The sequence below is a fragment of the Kribbella sp. CA-293567 genome (assembly GCF_027627575.1).
Lineage (GTDB): Bacteria > Actinomycetota > Actinomycetes > Propionibacteriales > Kribbellaceae > Kribbella.
On record NZ_CP114065.1, the window covers coordinates 1356287 to 1372438 of the forward strand.

A 16152-nucleotide genomic window follows, 5' to 3' on the forward strand; every position below is an offset into this window, starting at 1 on the left:
GATGACCGACCTCGACCCCAGGCGACTGCTGATCTTCCGAGAGGTGGCCCGCCTGGGGTCGTTGTCCGCTGCGGCCGCCGTGCTCGGCTGGACCCAGCCGGCCGTCGGCCAGCACATGCGACGGCTGGAACGCGACGCGGGAATCCCGCTGATGCTCCGCTCGGTCCGCGGCATCACGCTCACCGAGGCCGGTACCGCGTTGCTCGCGCACGCCGATGCCCTGGCCGCCCGGCTGACCGCTGCCGAGACGGAGCTCCAGGCCTTCTCGTCGATGGAGCTGGGCACTCTCACGCTGGTTGCCTTCCCTTCGGCGGCGGCCACCCTGGTTCCGCCCGCGCTCGGAAAGCTCGAGGCACGCGCGCCGGCCCTCGAAGTACGCCTGACCGAGGCGGAACCACCGCAAGCCCGGGCGCTGGTGATCTCCGGAGCCGCCGACCTGGCGCTGGTGTTCGAGCATCGGGCCGGCAGCCCTCCGGCCGTACTAGGGACGGACACCGAGCAGGAGGGTGATCTGGTCTGGTTGCCGCTGCTCGACGATCCGCTCCGCGCCGTACTGCCTGCTCGCCATCGGCTGGCGGGCCGGGTCCGGCCGATCGCGCTGGGGGATCTGGCGGAGGAGCGCTGGGTGGCGGGGTGCCCTCGATGCGAGGAGAACCTGGTGAGCACCACACAGGCCGCCGGGTTCACGCCGGACGTGCGGCATCGGACCGATGACTACGTGGTCGCGCAACGACTGGTGGCCGAAGGACTCGCGGTGACGTTGCTGCCGGGACTGGCGTTGCTCGCCGCACCGGCAAAGGGCGTGGCGGTGCAGGCCGTGCGGACCTCGCCGAAGCGGCAGGTCGGGCTGTTGGTGCGGGCCGAGCTGAGGCACAACGCGGCGGTCGTCACCGCCGTCGAGGCGCTGCGGGCGGTGGCCGAGCGGACCGCCGAGCGACTGGTCTCGTTGTCGTAGGGTCGCCGCATGAGCGGACCTGGACTGGTGATCTTCGACAACGACGGGGTGCTGGTCGACTCGGAGCGGCTGGCGAACGGGATCCTGGCCGAGCTGCTGACCGAGGCAGGCCTGCTGTACACGGTCGAGGAGGCCGTGCGCGACTTCATGGGCGGCAGCATGGTGTCGATGCGCCAACAGGCCGAGGCCAAGCTGGGCCGGCCGTTGCCGGCGGAGCTGGAGGACCGGTACCACGAGCGGTTGTTCGCCGGGTTCGCCGACCTGCGGCCGGTGCCCGGCGTACGGGAGGTGCTGGATCAGCTGGATGCCGACGGCACCGTTTACTGCCTGGCCTCGTCCGGGACGCACCGCCGGATCCACACCGCGCTGACCACGGTCGGCTTCTGGGACCGGTTCGAGGGCCGGATCTTCAGTTCCGAGGACGTCCGGCTCGGCAAGCCTGCTCCTGACCTGTTCCTGCACGCGGCCGGCACGATCGGCGTGAAACCGGCGGACTGCGTGGTGGTCGAGGACAGCCCGCTCGGGGTCGCCGCCGCCAACGCGGCGGGGATGCGGGTGCTCGGGTACGCCGCGATGACCGACCCGGCGAAGCTGTCCACCGCGACCGCCGTGTTCCACGACATGGCCGCCCTGCCGGAGCTGATCCGAAGCGCCTGAGACACTGGTGAAGCCATGTCACAGCCTGCAGCTCCCTCGAACGTTCGTGCCGAAGCGGTCGTCGACCTCGGCGCGATCCGCCACAACGTGGCCACGCTGCGTGCGTGCGCGGGCACCGCGCGGTTGATGACGGTGGTCAAGGCCGACGCGTACGGGCACGGGATGATTCCGGTCGCCCGGGCGGCGCGCGAGGCCGGCGCCGACTGGATCGGCGCCGCGGTGCTGGACGAGGCGCTCGCGCTGCGCGAGGCCGGTGACACCGGGCCGATCTTCTGCTGGCTGACCACCCCCGGCGAGCCGCTCGAACAAGCCATTGCCCAGGGCATCGACCTCTCCGCGTCCGCGCCCTGGGAGATCGCCGAGCTGGCCGGTGGCGTGACGGACCGGCCGGCCCGGGTGCACCTGAAGATCGACACCGGCATGAGCCGCGGTGGCGCCGTACCGGAGGAGTGGCCGGCGCTGATCCGCGCCGCGCTCGCGGAAGTGCGGACGGGACGGATCGAGATCGCCGGCATCTGGTCGCACCTGGCGTCCTCGGACGAGCCGAAGCGCCCGGTCAACGAGGCGCAGGTGGCGACGTTCACCTCGGCCGTCGAGGTGGCGGAGTCGTTCGGGATCGATCCGGGACTGCGGCATCTGGCGAACTCGGGCGGCACGCTGGCGCTGCCGGAGACCCATTTCGATCTGGTCCGGCCCGGCATCGCGACGTACGGGCTGTCCCCGTTCGGGCCTGCGCTGCCGTCGGACGAGCTGGGGCTGCGGCCGGCGATGACGTTGCGCGCGCGGTTCGCGATGGTCAAGCGGGTGCCGGCCGGCGCGGGTGTCTCCTACGGGCTGACCTGGACAGCGCCGAAACCGTCGACGCTCGGACTGGTCCCGCTCGGGTACGGCGACGGGCTGCCGCGGCACGCCTCGAACGGTGCGCCGGTCCAGGTCGCCGGGCGGCGTCGTACCATCGTCGGCCGGATCTGCATGGACCAGAGCGTGGTCAACCTGGAGGACGACGAGGCCGGAGCGGGCGACGAGGTCGTGCTTTTCGGTCCGGGTACCGAAGGGGAACCGACCGCGGACGACTGGGCCGATGCGGCCGGAACCATCAACTACGAGATCGTCACCCGGCTGGGCGCCCGCATCCCCCGCCGGTACGTCGACAGCGGGAGGTGACCGGATGGCGAAGGTGGGACGCACTGCCGGTCTGATCGGCGCCGCGGTCGGTGTGCTCGCGGCAGGCGCGGCGGCCGGCGTGGCCGTCGAGCGGCAGTTGATCGGCCGCCGGTCGGGCCAGCGCGCGCAGCTCGAGGCGGAGCCGTTCGGCTCGCTGCGCGGTACGCCGCACGTGTTCACGGCCGACGACGGTGTCGAGCTGTACGTCGAGGTCGACGAGCTGAAGCGGTCCCGGCGGGCCGACCCTTCGGTTTCGGCTCAGGGTTCGGTTTCGGCGAAGCGAGGCAGGCTCCGCCGCAAGGTGCCGGCGCCGGCGCCGATGGAGGATCTGACGCTGATCTTCCTGCACGGCTACGGGCTGAACATGGACTGCTGGCACTTCGAGCGCCGCGACCTGGCCGGGATCGGCACGATGGTCTTCTACGACCAGCGCTCGCACGGGCGGTCCGGGCGCTCCTCGACGGAGAACGTCAGCATCGAGCAGCTCGGCCGGGACCTGTACGGGATCCTGACGGAGTTCGCGCCGACCGGTCCGGTGGTCCTGATCGGCCACTCGATGGGCGGGATGTCGATCATGGCGCTGGCCGAGGCGCATCCCGAACTGTTCGGCGACCGGGTGATCGGGGTCGGGCTGTGCTCGACCAGCGCCGGCGGACTGGACCAGGTGCCGATCGCGCTGCCGGGCCGGATCGGCATGCTGGTCCGCACGCTGGCCACGCCGACGGTGTCCGCGCTGGCGCGGATCCCGGACGTGGTCGAGCGCAGCCGCAAGGCGGGCACCGACATCAGCTACCTGCTGACCCGGAAGTACTCGTTCGGCTCCGAGGTGCCGCCGGCCTTCACCGAGTTCGTCAACGAGATGATCGCCGCGACGCCGATCTCGGTGATCGCGGAGTTCTACCCGATCTTCGCGCTGCACGACAAGTACGGCGCGCTGGAGCCGCTGCAGAAGGTGGAGTGCGTGGTGATCGGTGGCGACAAGGACCACCTGACGCCGTTCGAGCACTCCGAGGAGATCGTCCGGCACGTGCCGGGAGCCGAGCTGGTCGAGGTGCCGAACTGCGGCCATCTCGGGCTGATCGAGCACCACCGTGAGTTCACCGCGGCCCTGCTCGGGATGATCGAGCGGGCCGAACTAGCCCTGGGACAGACATGACCGACCTGCACGTGGTGGACGCGACCGCGGAGCACGTGGACGAGATCGTCGCGGTGATCCACCACGCCTTCACCGCCCGCCGTACCCTCGATCCGCCCTCGACCGCGCTGTCGGAGAACGCCACGACGGTGCGTGAGGCGGTGGCGAAGTACGGCGGCCTGCTGGTGCGGATCGGCGGCGAGCCGGCCGGCGCGATGCTGTACGACGTGACGGGTGACGTGCTCGGCCTGCGCCGGGTGTCGGTCGACCCGCGCTTCCAGGGGCGTGGCGTGGCCTCGGCGATGGTCGGCTGCGCGGAGGACGTCGCCCGGGCGCGCGGGTTGCGGCGGGTGCGGCTGGTCGCTCGGGTCGAACTGCCTGACACGGTGGAGTTCTGGCGGCGGCGTGGCTACTCGGTCGTCGCGCGCGAAGGCCAGAACCTGATCTACGCCAAGGCGATGCCGATCGGGCTCGCCGTACCGGCCGCCGAGGACATGCGCGCGATCGCCGAGGAACTGGCCGGGCAGTTGCGGGCCGGTGACGTGCTCGTGCTGTCCGGCGATCTCGGGGCCGGGAAGACCACCTTCACCCAGGGCTTGGGTGCCGGTCTGAAGGTCCGCGGCGACATCACTTCGCCCACCTTCGTGATCTCCCGCGTCCACCCGTCGCTGTCCGGCGGACCCGCGCTGGTGCACGTCGACGCCTACCGGCTGGGCGGCCTGGCCGAGCTGGACGACCTGGACCTGGATGCCAGCCTCGACGACGCGGTGACGGTCGTCGAGTGGGGGCAAGGGCTCGCGGAGGCGCTGGCGCCGGACCGTCTCGACATCGTGGTCACCCGAGGCGACGACGACACCGACGAAACTCGCCACCTCCGCATCAGTCCGGCAGGCTCCCGCTGGGCCGAGACAGGGATCCACCTCACGGCGGCGCCTTCGGCCGACTCTGCGGCTGACTCTGCGGCGCCGGCGCAGCCGGCTGCCGATCCGGGGGCGGCGCTGCCCACCCCATCCACCACCTCTGCCGCTTCGGCGGAGCCGGAGAGGCACTGACGATGCTGCTCGCTTTCGACACCTCCAGCGCCGCGGTCACCGTCGCACTGGCCGACCCGGTGACGGGTGCCACCATCGCTTCGTCCTCGACCGTGGACGCCTTGCGGCACGGGGAACTGCTGGCGCCGGCCATCGCCGACGCACTGGCTGTCGCGGGTGCGACACCTCGGGATCTGACCAAGATCGCCGTCGGCGTCGGGCCAGGGCCGTTCACCGGACTGCGGGTCGGGCTGGTGACCGCACGCACGATGGCCGACGTGCTGGGGATCGAGGTCGCAGGGGTCTGCAGCCTCGATGTACTCGCGCGTCAGTCGTCGCTCGGCTTGCCGGTGGCGGTCGCAACCGATGCCCGGCGCAAGGAAATCTACTGGGCCCTGTACGACGGCCCTGCGGCGGACGGAAGCCGGCGACGGCTGGAAGGGCCGGCAGTGGATCGGCCGGCCGACGTCGCACACGTGCTGGCCGGGCTGCCGGTGATCGGCCGGGGCGCCATCCTCTACGGCGAAGTACTCGGGTTGGAGACCAGCGACGTCATCGAGTACCCGTCGGCCGAAGTACTGGCTCTCGGAGTGGCGACCGGCACGTTGCAGGTCGTCGCGCCGGATCCGCTTTACCTGCGCCGCCCCGACGTCACGATGTCCGGGGGACCCAAGAGCGTGCTGCCGAAGTGAGACCAGCGATCCGCTCAGCAGTCACGTCCGATCTCGAAGCGCTGGTAGCGCTTGACCAGATCTGCTTCGGCGACCCCGCCTGGAGCGCCGAGTCGTGGGGCGCGGAGTTCGCCCGGCTCGGCACCGATCGGGTGGTGCTGGTGGCGGACGAGGGCGATCCGGTCGGGTACGTCGTACTGCTGGTGCCTCCGGTGACCGAGGACCCGGTCGAGCTGCTCCGGATCGCGGTCAGCCCGGCGGAGCGGCGTACGGGGGTCGGTGGGCAGTTGATGACGGCGGCGCTGCAGCGATGTGCCGGCCGGACGGTGTTGCTGGAAGTTGCTGCAGGCAACAAATCGGCCGGGGCGCTGTACCGGGGGTTCGGGTTCGGGGAGATCAGCCGCCGGCGCGGGTACTACGCCGGCGGCGAGGACGCAGTGATCATGCAGTGGCAGGAACAGCATCGGTTGGAGCGGGTTGATGAGTGAGAACGAGCCGTTGATCCTCGGGATCGAGACCTCGTGCGACGAGACCGGGATCGGCATCGTGCGTGGGCAGACGCTGCTCGCCGACGCGATCGCGTCCAGTGTCGAGGAGCATGCCCGGTTCGGTGGCGTCGTGCCCGAGGTCGCCAGTCGCGCGCACCTCGAGGCGATGGTGCCGACGATCCGCCGGGCCTGCGAGACGGCCGGGATCAAACCGTCCGATGTCGACGCGATCGCCGTCACCAGCGGCCCCGGCCTGGCCGGCGCGCTGCTCGTCGGAGTCGCGGCGGCGAAGGGACTCGCGCTCGCGCTCGAGAAGCCCTTGTACGGCGTGAACCACCTGGCCGCTCACGTTGCCGTCGACACCCTGGAGCACGGCGACATCCCCAAGGGCGCGATCGCGATGCTCGTCTCCGGCGGTCACTCGTCGCTGCTTGCCGTCGAGGACATCACCGTCGGCGTCGAGCCGATGGGCGCCACCATCGACGACGCGGCCGGCGAGGCGTTCGACAAGGTCGCGCGGGTGCTCGGGCTGCCGTTCCCCGGAGGTCCATATGTCGACAAGGCGGCACGGGATGGCGGCGACGCGCTCTACGTCCGGTTCCCGCGCGGGCTGACCAGCCAGAAGGACCTGGAGCGGCACCGCTTCGACTTCTCCTTCTCCGGTCTGAAGACGGCGGTCGCGCGCTGGGTCGAGGCGAAGCGGCGAGACGGTGAGGACGTGCCGATCAACCACGTCGCCGCCGCGTTCCAGGAGGCGGTCTGCGATGTGCTGACCCGCAAGGCGATCGACGCCTGCAAGGACCGTGGGTACGAACATCTGCTGATCGGTGGCGGGGTCGCGGCCAACTCGCGGCTGCGGGCGATGGCCGAAGAGCGCTGCACGGCGGCCGGCATCGCCGTACGGGTGCCGCGGCCGGGGTTGTGCACGGACAACGGCGCGATGGTGGCTGCGCTCGGGTCGGAGCTCGTGCGAGCGGGCAAGGCGCCTTCTCCGTTGGGGCTGCCGGCCGACTCGTCGATGCCGATCACGACGGTGCTGAACTCGTGAGGTGGGAGCGAGGTGACGGATTCGTCGCCGACGACGACGTCGCGCGGGTCGATCTCGACGTGGTGCACGGCTTCATCAGTACGTCGTACTGGGCGGCGGGGATCTCCCGCGACCTGATGCAGAAGGCGATCACCGGGTCTTTGAACGTCGGCGTGTACGACGCCGACGGCGCTCAGGTCGCCTATGCGCGGGCGGCGACGGACCGGGCGACCTTCGCCTGGATCGCCGACGTGTTCGTGCTGGAGTCGCATCGTGGTCGCGGGCTCGGCAAGTTCGTCGTGTCGACGCTGCTGGAACATCCCGAGCTGCAAGGCCTGCGACGGTTGATCCTGGCAACGGCCGATGCGCACGAGCTCTACCGGTCGTACGGTTTCGACGACGTCGCAGACCCGAGTCGCCTGCTGACCATCCACCGCGACGCGACGATCCTGTACGGCCAGAACGACGGCGGCGCAGAGCTCGCCGCAACACCAGCCGACGCGCGGAACCACTCGTGACCCCGATGCAGGGCTGCGAATCCGCCTTGTCTGCCGTTGATCCGTCGGCATGCGGCAACCTGATGCGGTCAGGCGTCACCTCGGCGTCTCCGCGAGGTCAGCTGACGTGGTCCGGCGTGCCCCTCGTGCTCGCTGACCTGGATGCGGCTCTGTCCTGGGCACCTTCACGGACGGCGGCGAGCTGATGTGCTCTGGCGTGACTTCGGCGTCTTCGCGAAGCGAGCTGGCGTGGTCTGGGCATGAACTTGGCTTCGCGGATGGCGGCGAGCTGATGTGCTCCGGCGTGACCTTGGCGTCTTCGCGAAGTGATCTGGCGTTGTCTGGGCATGAACTCGGCTTCGCGGACGGCGGCGAGCTGATGCGATCTGATCTGACCTCGCTGTCTTGGCGAGGCGAGCTGACGTGCTCTGGCGTGAACTCGACCTCGGGTGGTGAGAGGTGACGTTCCCTCGGATCGACCTGCTGAGGTCGCCTGCTGATGCCACCGAGTTGATCCTGCTCGCCCACGGTGGGCAGGAGGCGTCGCTCGCTCCGACCGGCGACTGGCGCGCACCGATCCTGCGAATGTGGCCGTTCGCCTCGGTGGCGATCTCCGCCGCCCGCGGTTCCGCGGTCGGCTTGATGCGCTACCGCTACCAGGGCTGGAACGGCGCTGAGGCACACGCTTCCACCGACCTCCGGGCGGTTCTCGACCGGCTGCCCGCACGGATCACCCGAGTGCTCCTGATCGGACACTCGATGGGCGGCCGCGCTGTCGTTGCCGTCAGCAACCACCCGCTGGTCGACCGCACCCTGGCCCTCGCCCCGTGGCTTCCGGCAGGAGAGCCGCTGGTCAAGCCGCAGGGCCCCGTGGTGATGGCCCATGGCACGGCCGACCGAGTCACCTCCCCGGCACTGACCGCCGCCTATGCCAAGCGTCTACGAAAAGCGGGCACGCCGGTCGCCTTGATCGCCGTCGACGGCTCGGACCACACGATGCTCGGGCGTAGCGCGGACTGGAACGCCCTCGTCCGCGACTTCGTCCAAGGCACCGCGGGCGCCCTCACCACCGACGCCGATCACCTCGATCAGCTACCCCGATCAGGCCGCGCGGAAGCACCCCTCCATGGTGTTCTCGAGATCGCCAAATCCCGCCTCCGTCGCCGTGTCGTCGGCCAGTTCTAGCCCCAGCAAGTGCTCGAACGGACCGCTTTAGTGGCGGGCTCCTGGCCAGGTAGCGGCAACAGACGCAGCACCTCGTCCGTCGGCGAGCCGGCCAGGAGCCCGCTCGTGGGATCGATCATATGTTCGAATGTAGAGGAAGCGCAAGTCGGCGGCAGGAGTAGGCGACAGCGTCGCGGCCGATCCGCGTAACGATCAGCGTGGCGGTGGCCGAGCCCTTCGGGGAGAGCTTCTTGCGCAGCACCGCCGGGTCGAAATCAACCCCGCGTTTCTTGATCTCCAACGTGCCGATCCCGTGCGCGCGGACCCAGGAGCGCAGGGCTTTCTCCTTGTAGGGAAGCTCTTCGATCACCTCGTACGCCGAGGCCAGCGGCGTCGCCGCCAAGGTGTCGCTACTGACATACGCGATTCGTGGATCCACGAGCCACCCGTCGACCGCTGCTGCAACAGCCGTGACCAAGCCGGCCCTGACGACGGCTCCATCCGGCTCGTAGATGTACTGCCCGACAGGCGCGCTCTCGACCTCAGGCGCCGACGTCACTGTCGCGCCGCTGGGCAGTAGGGTCGCGCGGCGCGTAGTACCGGCGTAGAGCTTGCCGGACCACAGTGCAGCCTCTTTGACCTCTCCTGCATCGCTGACCCACTCCGCCTCGACGCCTTCGGGTACGGCGTCGTGGGGGATACCCGGGGCCACCTTCACGCAGGCAGTACCCGTCAGGAGGTCGGTGATGAAGGACCAGGGCGGCGAATAGGCGTTGTGGTCGAACACCCGCCTCCCGTCCGCCCGCCGTGCCGGGTCGGCGAACACCACGTCGTACTGCGAAACGTCCTGCGCCTCGGCATCGCCCACCAGCACCTCACCGGCCAGCCCCAGTGCCGCGAGGTTGGCCTGAGCCGCTGCGGCCGTCGCCGGATCGCGCTCGACTCCGGTGACTCGCAACCCAGCTCGGGCCGCGCTGATCAGGTCGCCGCCGATGCCGCAGCCCAGATCGACCACTGTTGCTCCGGGGAGGGTGTGGGCTATCCGTGCCGCCCGGTGCACGCCGACAGTCGTCCGGGTGGCTTGTTCCAGGCCGTCCGGCGTGAAGTACATCCGCGCTGCGTCGGTGACGCCGAACTTGGCAGCCGCGCGATGCCGTAGTGACGCCTGCGTCACCGCAGCGGTCACCACGGCAGCGTCGTACCGGCGTCTGAGTCGCTCGACCAGCTTCAGCTCCCCGCCAGGCGTGAAGGCGGCGCAGGTCTCAGCCAGTACTGCGGACCCGTCGCTAGTGAGCAGTAACGTGATCGATGAGGGGTCCACCCGGCCAAGTCTGCCTGGACGGCTAGAGCGGGCTGGAGCAGGCCTTGCTCCAGGTGTTGGTCTTGCTGGAGAAGAGGCGCCAGTTCATCGCCGAACGGGTCTTGGGGCCGTAGATGCCATCGGCGGCCAGCTTGTGCCGCTTCTGGACCGCCTTGATCACTCCACGGGTGTTGCTGCCGTAGACACCGTCCACTGTGAGCTTGTAGCCGTAGCAGTAGTTCAGGTTGCGCTGCAGCGTCCGGATGGCGGTGTCGGGGTCGCCTCGGCGAGACGTCGTCCGGTACGGGTCGTCGCCGAGCATGAGGTTGCACGTGGTGCTCGTGCTGTTCCACACCGACGGCATGGGGACGCCCCAGCCGGTCCTGCCGACCGGTACCAGCCGGGCGTACAGGCACTGCGGAGTAGCCGCCGCCGCTGCGTCCATCCGCTGGCCGGCCGCGGCTGAGGCGTCGGCCTTGATCTGTACTGCGGGCGCACCGCCGCCTGGGGCAGCGCTGTCGGCGCCACTGGACGAGGAGTCGTTCGCGCCGTTGGCGGCCAGGCCGGCGACCACGAACGGACTGGCGACAATCGCGGCGATCACCACCAGCTTGCGGGGGCTCAGCTTCGGCAATGACGGGAGATGCAGCGCCATGGGGACTCTCCTCGAGCAGTCGATCCCGGGGCGGCCGGGAACCCTACGGAGACGACGGTCCCACGAGCAGGTGGGGTCTAGCCAGCCCTCGGTGGCGGAAAGCGTCCAGGTGGTCACAAGGGGTGGAACCGGCCGCAGCGTGTTCGCCGGTGGCGAGAATCTGGCACTCGAGTTGACCGAGTGCTAATCGCGGCCTAGATTCGGTGTTGGCACTCTCCACCCGAGGGTGCCAGGTGGCCCGGCCTCTGATCCCCGCGACGGCAGCGGCGTACGGCCACCCGCACCACCCTTGAACTCACCAAGAACTCGACCGTGGAGGTCAGCAAGTGTCGGTCACGATCAAGCCGCTCGAGGACCGTATCCTCGTTGCGCCGCTCGAAGCCGAGCAGACCACGAAGTCCGGCCTGGTCATCCCGGACACCGCCAAGGAGAAGCCGCAGGAGGGCGAGATCCTCGCTGTCGGCCCCGGCCGCATCGACGACAACGGCAACCGCGTTCCGCTGGATGTCAACGTCGGCGACAAGGTCATCTACTCCAAGTACGGCGGCACCGAGGTCAAGTACGACGGCCAGGACTACCTGATCCTGGGCGCTCGCGACATCCTCGCAGTCGTCACCAAGTGACGATCGCCTGCAGTTCCTGACTGATACCGCTCCGGTGCCGACTTTCCGGCACTGGAGCGGAGTCGGTTCTCCGGGGCGTGCGGGCACCATTGTTGAAACTCAGAGAGGGACTTGTTTTCTATGCCGAAGATCCTCGAGTTCGACGAGAACGCGCGGCGCGCGCTGGAGCGTGGCGTCGACAAGCTCGCGAACACGGTGAAGGTGACGCTGGGGCCCAAGGGCCGCTACGTCGTGCTGGACAAGAAGTGGGGCGCCCCGACCATCACCAACGACGGTGTGACCGTCGCCCGTGAGGTCGAGCTGGACGACCCGTTCGAGAACCTCGGTGCGCAGCTGGCCAAGGAGGTTGCCACCAAGACCAACGATGTCGCCGGTGACGGTACGACCACCGCGACCGTGCTGGCGCAGGCGCTGGTGCACGAGGGCCTGCGGGCCGTCGCGGCCGGCGTCAACCCGATGGGCCTGAAGAAGGGCATCGAGGCCGCCGTCGAGGCCGTCTCGAAGAAGCTGATCGAGACCGCTCGTCCGGTCGACGACAAGGGCGACATGGCCCACGTCGCCACCATCTCCGCCCGCGACGCCGAGATCGGTTCGCTGATCGCCGAGGCGTTCGACAAGGTCGGCAAGGACGGCGTCATCACCGTCGAGGAGTCGAACACCTTCGGCACCGAGCTCGAGTTCACCGAGGGCATGCAGTTCGACAAGGGCTACATCTCGCCCTACTTCATCACCGACGCCGAGGCCGGCGAAGCGGTGCTGGACGACCCGTACATCCTGATCAGCCAGGGCAAGATCTCCGCGGTCGCGGACCTGCTGCCGCTGCTGGAGAAGGTCGTGCAGTCCGGCAAGACGCTGCTGATCATCGCCGAGGACGTCGACGGCGAGGCGCTGTCGACCCTGGTCGTGAACAAGATCCGCGGCAACTTCACCTCCGTCGCCGTCAAGGCGCCGGGCTTCGGTGACCGTCGCAAGGCGATGCTCGAGGACCTGGCCGCGCTCACCGGCGCCCAGGTGATCGCGCCCGAGGTCGGCCTCAAGCTCGACCAGGTCGGTCTCGAGGTGCTCGGCACCGCCCGCCGGATCGTCGTCACCAAGGACAACACCACTGTTGTCGAGGGTGCCGGCAAGTCCGACGAGATCGAGTCCCGGGTCAACCAGATCAAGGCCGAGATCGAGCGCACCGACTCCGACTGGGACCGCGAGAAGCTGCAGGAGCGGCTGGCCAAGCTGGCCGGTGGCGTCTGCGTGATCAAGGTCGGCGCGGCCACCGAGGTCGAGCTGAAGGAGAAGAAGCACCGGATCGAGGACGCGGTCTCCGCGACCCGTGCGGCGATCGAAGAGGGCATCGTCGCCGGTGGCGGCTCGGCTCTCGTGCACGCCGCCGCGGTGCTGGACAACGGCCTGGACCTGGAGGGCGACGAGCTCGCCGGCGTCCGGATCGTCCGCAAGGCGGTCGTCGAGCCGCTGCGCTGGATCGCCGAGAACGGTGGCTACGAGGGTTACGTCGTGACCGCCAAGGTCGCGGAGCTCGAGGTCGGCAGCGGCTTCAACGCCGCCACCGGTGAGTACGGCGACCTGCTCGCCCAGGGCGTCCTGGACCCGGTCAAGGTGACGCGTTCCGCGCTCGCCAACGCCGGCTCCATCGCCGCCCTGCTGCTCACCACGGAGACGCTGGTCGTCGACAAGCCCGAAGAAGAAGAGCCCGCCGCAGCCGGTCACGGCCACGGCCACGGTCACTGATTCTTCGCAGTACCCCGAACTGCCCGGCCGGTCCTTTCCTGGACCGGCCGGGCAGTTCTTCTTTCCCACGCGAACTCCTTCGTCGCCCGCTCCCGCCCACCCCTGGCTCGCGGCTCCTGCGTCGCCGCTCAACAGCTGCTGCGCCCCCTGCGTTCAGTGGTAGGCAGCCCTCCGTCGCTGCATCCCGCGATGCGCTGCAAGCCATTGAGCCGAGCCGCTCAACCACTGGCCGCTGCACTCCGCGATGAGTTGCAGTCACGAGTCGAGCGCCGACCATTGGTCGCACCCCCCGCGATGCGTTTCAGCTACTGAGCCGAGCCGCCCACCATTGGTCGCTGCACCCCGGGATGGGGTGCAATAACCGGGTAGAGCTGCCTGCCACTGGCTGCTGCACCCGCGATGAGTTGCGAGCCGAGCCGCTGGCTGCTGCACCTTGCGATGCGTTGCAGCCACCGAGTCGAGTCGCCTGCCGCTGGCTGCTGCACCCGCTATGAGTTTCAGCCGCCGAGCCGGGCTGGGCCGCCAACTGCTGGTCGCCGCCGCTGTGTTGCCAGCCGAGTCGCCGCGATGCCATCAGTGCGACGACAGGAGTCATGTCACACCATCCCGCCAGACAGCCCCCGGATCACCTTGCAGTCATGGCAGCGGGACGAGCGACGAAGGAACGAGGTAGCTGGGGGTGGGGAGCAGGCGACGAAGGAGCCGGCGTGGGCGTCCGCAGTACGGCCCGACCGCTCGGCGCAGCGATCACGCTTTGTAGTGAAAAAAGCTCGGTTCTCACCGATTGCCACTAGGCAAAGGGGGGAGTGGGCCGTATTCTCTTGCACGCTGACCGGTCCGTGAACGAGGGGGCGAGGGTGACCGAGGTCCAAGTGCCGCACACCCATGATCGCGTGGAGTTGCGTGATCTCGCCGCATTGGCCGGCGCGGGTGACTCGACGGCGTTGAACGACCTGCTCACCCGGGTCCGTGCTGTTGCCCACCGCTACGTGCGGTCGAGGCTCTGGACGTATCCCGGTGGCGCCGACATGGTCGACGACGTCGCGCAGGAGGTTTGTGTCGCGGTGTTCGGCGCGTTGGGCCGGTACCGCGACGAGGGGAGGCCGTTCGAGGCCTTCGTCTACGGCATCGCGGCGCGTAAGGTCGCCGATGCGCAGCGTGCGTTCGCGGTGGCGGACTTGTCGACGCCGGATCTTCCGGACGGGGCGGACGAGTCGCCGACGCCGGAGGAGCACGCGGTCAGACATTCGGAGGTCCAGCACATCGTGGGGTTGCTGGACAGATTGCCGGAGAAGTTGCGGGAGATCCTGCGGCTCCGGGTGGTAGCGGGGATGTCAGCCGAGGAGACCGGCCGGGCACTGGGGATGACACCGGGGGCGGTGAGGGTCGCACAGCATCGGGCGTTGAACACGCTCAGGGGGTTTGTGGGGCATGAGGCAAAGTCGGAACGAGGGGCAGGGGAGGAGCGACATGGCTGACCGTTTTGATCTAGAAGCGATAGAGGCCGATGACGCGCTGCTCGACCTGCTTGCAGCCGGTGGGGAGTCCGCCTGGGAGGCGGGCGAGCACGACCCGGCCCTGAAGCTGCTGGCCGGTCTGCGGCTGGCGGTGGAGGTCGAGGACGAGCTCCCGGTGGAGACGATCGACGATCCGGAGAGTTTCCTGGCGCGCTGTGCCGCCCTGAACCCGGTGACGGATCCGTTCGCCCGCAAGATGGCGGCGCGGAGCCTGGCTTTCGGTGTCGCCGCGGTGGCCGCGTTGTCGGTCTCCGGCGTGGCCGCGGCCGTCAACGGCGACCCGCTGTCGCCGTACGAGAAGGTGATCGAGAAGGTCGTCGACGGCCTGCGGGACGAGACGAGCTTCCCGAAGGACCAGCTCGAGGGTCTGCCGGTGGTCGACAAGACCAAGATCGTCAAGGTCTCGAAGAACTTCCAGGCCCAGGCCGCAGAGCGGGTGGCCGGCGAGAAGGCGAAGGACGCCGCCGAGGTCGCCACCGAGCCGGAGGCCGCCGTGATGTCCGCGGCGAAGCCGCCGCTGGCCCGCGCGATGCCGCAGAGCGAGCAGCAGTTGCTGATCGAGACGCCGGTCGTGCCGCCGCCGGTCGCGCCGGAGGAGAAGCCGGTCCAGCCGGAGACTCCGGTCGAGCAGCCCACCACCGAACCCAGCACCGAGCCGACGAACCCGCCGACCACGGAGCCGACGAACCCGCCGACGACCGAGCCGACGAACCCGCCGACCACGGAACCGACGAACCCGCCGACGACCGAGCCGACGAACCCGCCGACCACGGAACCGACGAACCCACCGAGTACGCCGCCCACCACTCCGGCCCCGGGTGGCGACAACAACGGGTCGACCGGGAACCCGGGCGAGCTGCCGGGCGGCGGTACGCCGAGCGCTCCGGTCACCCCACCGCCGTCAGTGCCGAGCCCCGGCACCGGCGACAACGGCGGCGAGCAGACCTCCCCGGGTGGCGACCAGACCGGTGACCCGCAGGGCGACGACCAGCCTGGTGACAAGCCCGGCGACGACAAGCCCGGCGACGACAAGCCCGGCGACGACAAGCCCGGCGACGACAAGCCCAGTGGCGACCAGCCGAGCCCCGAGACGGGCAACCAGACCGGTGACCAGGGCGACCAGAAGCCGGCCGACCCGGTCAAGGACCTCGTCGACAGCGTCCTTCCGCTTCGGCCGATCCAGACCAGCACTCCGGTCAAGGACCCCGAGCGGCTGCAGCAGTACGTCGGCAGGGGCTTCTCGGGCAAGGGCAAGCACGCCGGGACCAAGCCGGCGCTGGGCTGGGCCAGGTCGCAGTACGCGAAGGGCAAGCACTCCAGCGGCCACTACGCCGAGGGCCGGCACGCCGCGATCGCGCGGGCGCACGGCTCGGTGGCACCGGTCACCATCCGGCAGATCCTCGGGTTGCTGAACAACCCGATGACCGACCGCTGACCGAAGCCGAACAGGGCACGCGGCCGGCAAGTGGTCCCCGCCGCAGGGGATCACTTGACCGGCTGAGCAGGACCGATTCGGGACGGCGGGCAG

The 16152-nt window shown here is 69.7% G+C and carries 16 protein-coding genes; 14 read left to right on the plus strand and 2 right to left on the minus strand.

Going from position 1 to position 16152, the window contains the following annotated elements; translation table 11 throughout:
- The first annotated feature begins 1 nt into the window (after nucleotide 1).
- The 10 genes from OX958_RS06565 (at nucleotide 2) to OX958_RS06610 (ending at nucleotide 8810) form a co-directional block, all read left to right on the plus strand.
- Nucleotides 2-955 (plus strand): LysR family transcriptional regulator, encoded by a 954-nt coding sequence (locus OX958_RS06565; RefSeq protein WP_270136258.1) that lies wholly within the window; start codon nucleotides 2-4, stop codon nucleotides 953-955.
- Between the two features lie 9 nt (nucleotides 956-964).
- Nucleotides 965-1612: an HAD family hydrolase gene (locus OX958_RS06570; protein WP_270136259.1), complete on the plus strand. Its 648-nt coding sequence runs from the start codon at nucleotides 965-967 to the stop codon at nucleotides 1610-1612.
- A 15-nt stretch (nucleotides 1613-1627) separates the two neighbouring features.
- Nucleotides 1628-2776 (plus strand): alanine racemase, encoded by a 1149-nt coding sequence (alr, locus tag OX958_RS06575; RefSeq protein WP_270136260.1) that lies wholly within the window; start codon nucleotides 1628-1630, stop codon nucleotides 2774-2776.
- 4 nt (nucleotides 2777-2780) lie between these two features.
- Nucleotides 2781-3932, plus strand: coding sequence for an alpha/beta fold hydrolase (locus tag OX958_RS06580; protein WP_270136261.1), 1152 nt, complete (start codon nucleotides 2781-2783; stop codon nucleotides 3930-3932).
- Nucleotides 3929-4963 (plus strand): tRNA (adenosine(37)-N6)-threonylcarbamoyltransferase complex ATPase subunit type 1 TsaE, encoded by a 1035-nt coding sequence (gene tsaE / locus OX958_RS06585; protein WP_270136262.1) that lies wholly within the window; start codon nucleotides 3929-3931, stop codon nucleotides 4961-4963. Before OX958_RS06580 ends, tsaE begins: the two co-directional genes overlap by 4 nt.
- A gap of 2 nt (nucleotides 4964-4965) precedes the next feature.
- On the plus strand, nucleotides 4966-5634 hold the full coding sequence (gene tsaB / locus OX958_RS06590) for a tRNA (adenosine(37)-N6)-threonylcarbamoyltransferase complex dimerization subunit type 1 TsaB (protein WP_270136263.1): 669 nt from the start codon (nucleotides 4966-4968) through the stop codon (nucleotides 5632-5634).
- Complete coding sequence (locus OX958_RS06595) at nucleotides 5631-6101, plus strand: GNAT family N-acetyltransferase (protein ID WP_270136264.1); 471 nt, start codon at nucleotides 5631-5633, stop codon at nucleotides 6099-6101. Before tsaB ends, OX958_RS06595 begins: the two co-directional genes overlap by 4 nt.
- Nucleotides 6094-7149, plus strand: a complete 1056-nt coding sequence (gene tsaD, locus OX958_RS06600) for a tRNA (adenosine(37)-N6)-threonylcarbamoyltransferase complex transferase subunit TsaD (RefSeq protein ID WP_270136265.1) — start codon at nucleotides 6094-6096, stop codon at nucleotides 7147-7149. The genes OX958_RS06595 and tsaD overlap by 8 nt, the downstream gene beginning before the upstream one ends.
- Nucleotides 7146-7646, plus strand: a complete 501-nt coding sequence (locus OX958_RS06605) for a GNAT family N-acetyltransferase (RefSeq protein WP_270136266.1) — start codon at nucleotides 7146-7148, stop codon at nucleotides 7644-7646. The genes tsaD and OX958_RS06605 overlap by 4 nt, the downstream gene beginning before the upstream one ends.
- A gap of 438 nt (nucleotides 7647-8084) precedes the next feature.
- Nucleotides 8085-8810 (plus strand): alpha/beta hydrolase family protein, encoded by a 726-nt coding sequence (locus OX958_RS06610; protein WP_270136267.1) that lies wholly within the window; start codon nucleotides 8085-8087, stop codon nucleotides 8808-8810.
- A gap of 115 nt (nucleotides 8811-8925) precedes the next feature.
- Here OX958_RS06610 and OX958_RS06615 read toward each other — a convergent pair whose 3' ends face one another.
- Both OX958_RS06615 and OX958_RS06620 read right to left on the minus strand, forming a co-directional pair.
- Nucleotides 8926-10110 (minus strand): class I SAM-dependent methyltransferase, encoded by a 1185-nt coding sequence (locus tag OX958_RS06615; protein ID WP_270136268.1) that lies wholly within the window; start codon nucleotides 10108-10110, stop codon nucleotides 8926-8928.
- 22 nt (nucleotides 10111-10132) lie between these two features.
- On the minus strand, nucleotides 10133-10744 hold the full coding sequence (locus tag OX958_RS06620; RefSeq protein WP_270136269.1) for a peptidoglycan-binding domain-containing protein: 612 nt from the start codon (nucleotides 10742-10744) through the stop codon (nucleotides 10133-10135).
- A 326-nt stretch (nucleotides 10745-11070) separates the two neighbouring features.
- On the opposite strand from OX958_RS06620, the gene groES reads away from it, so the two are divergent.
- From groES to OX958_RS06640, 4 genes are all read left to right on the plus strand, one after another.
- Nucleotides 11071-11367 carry a co-chaperone GroES gene (gene groES, locus OX958_RS06625; RefSeq protein ID WP_270136270.1) on the plus strand — a complete coding sequence of 99 codons (297 nt, stop codon included), beginning with the start codon at nucleotides 11071-11073 and terminating at the stop codon, nucleotides 11365-11367.
- A 120-nt stretch (nucleotides 11368-11487) separates the two neighbouring features.
- Complete coding sequence (gene groL / locus OX958_RS06630; protein WP_270136271.1) at nucleotides 11488-13107, plus strand: chaperonin GroEL; 1620 nt, start codon at nucleotides 11488-11490, stop codon at nucleotides 13105-13107.
- 857 nt (nucleotides 13108-13964) lie between these two features.
- The gene (gene shbA / locus OX958_RS06635; RefSeq protein ID WP_270136272.1) at nucleotides 13965-14585 is read left to right on the plus strand and encodes an RNA polymerase sigma factor ShbA; all 621 of its coding nucleotides are present in this window, start codon (nucleotides 13965-13967) and stop codon (nucleotides 14583-14585) included.
- Complete coding sequence (locus OX958_RS06640; RefSeq protein ID WP_270136273.1) at nucleotides 14578-16059, plus strand: hypothetical protein; 1482 nt, start codon at nucleotides 14578-14580, stop codon at nucleotides 16057-16059. Before shbA ends, OX958_RS06640 begins: the two co-directional genes overlap by 8 nt.
- The last annotated feature ends 93 nt before the right edge of the window (nucleotides 16060-16152 follow it).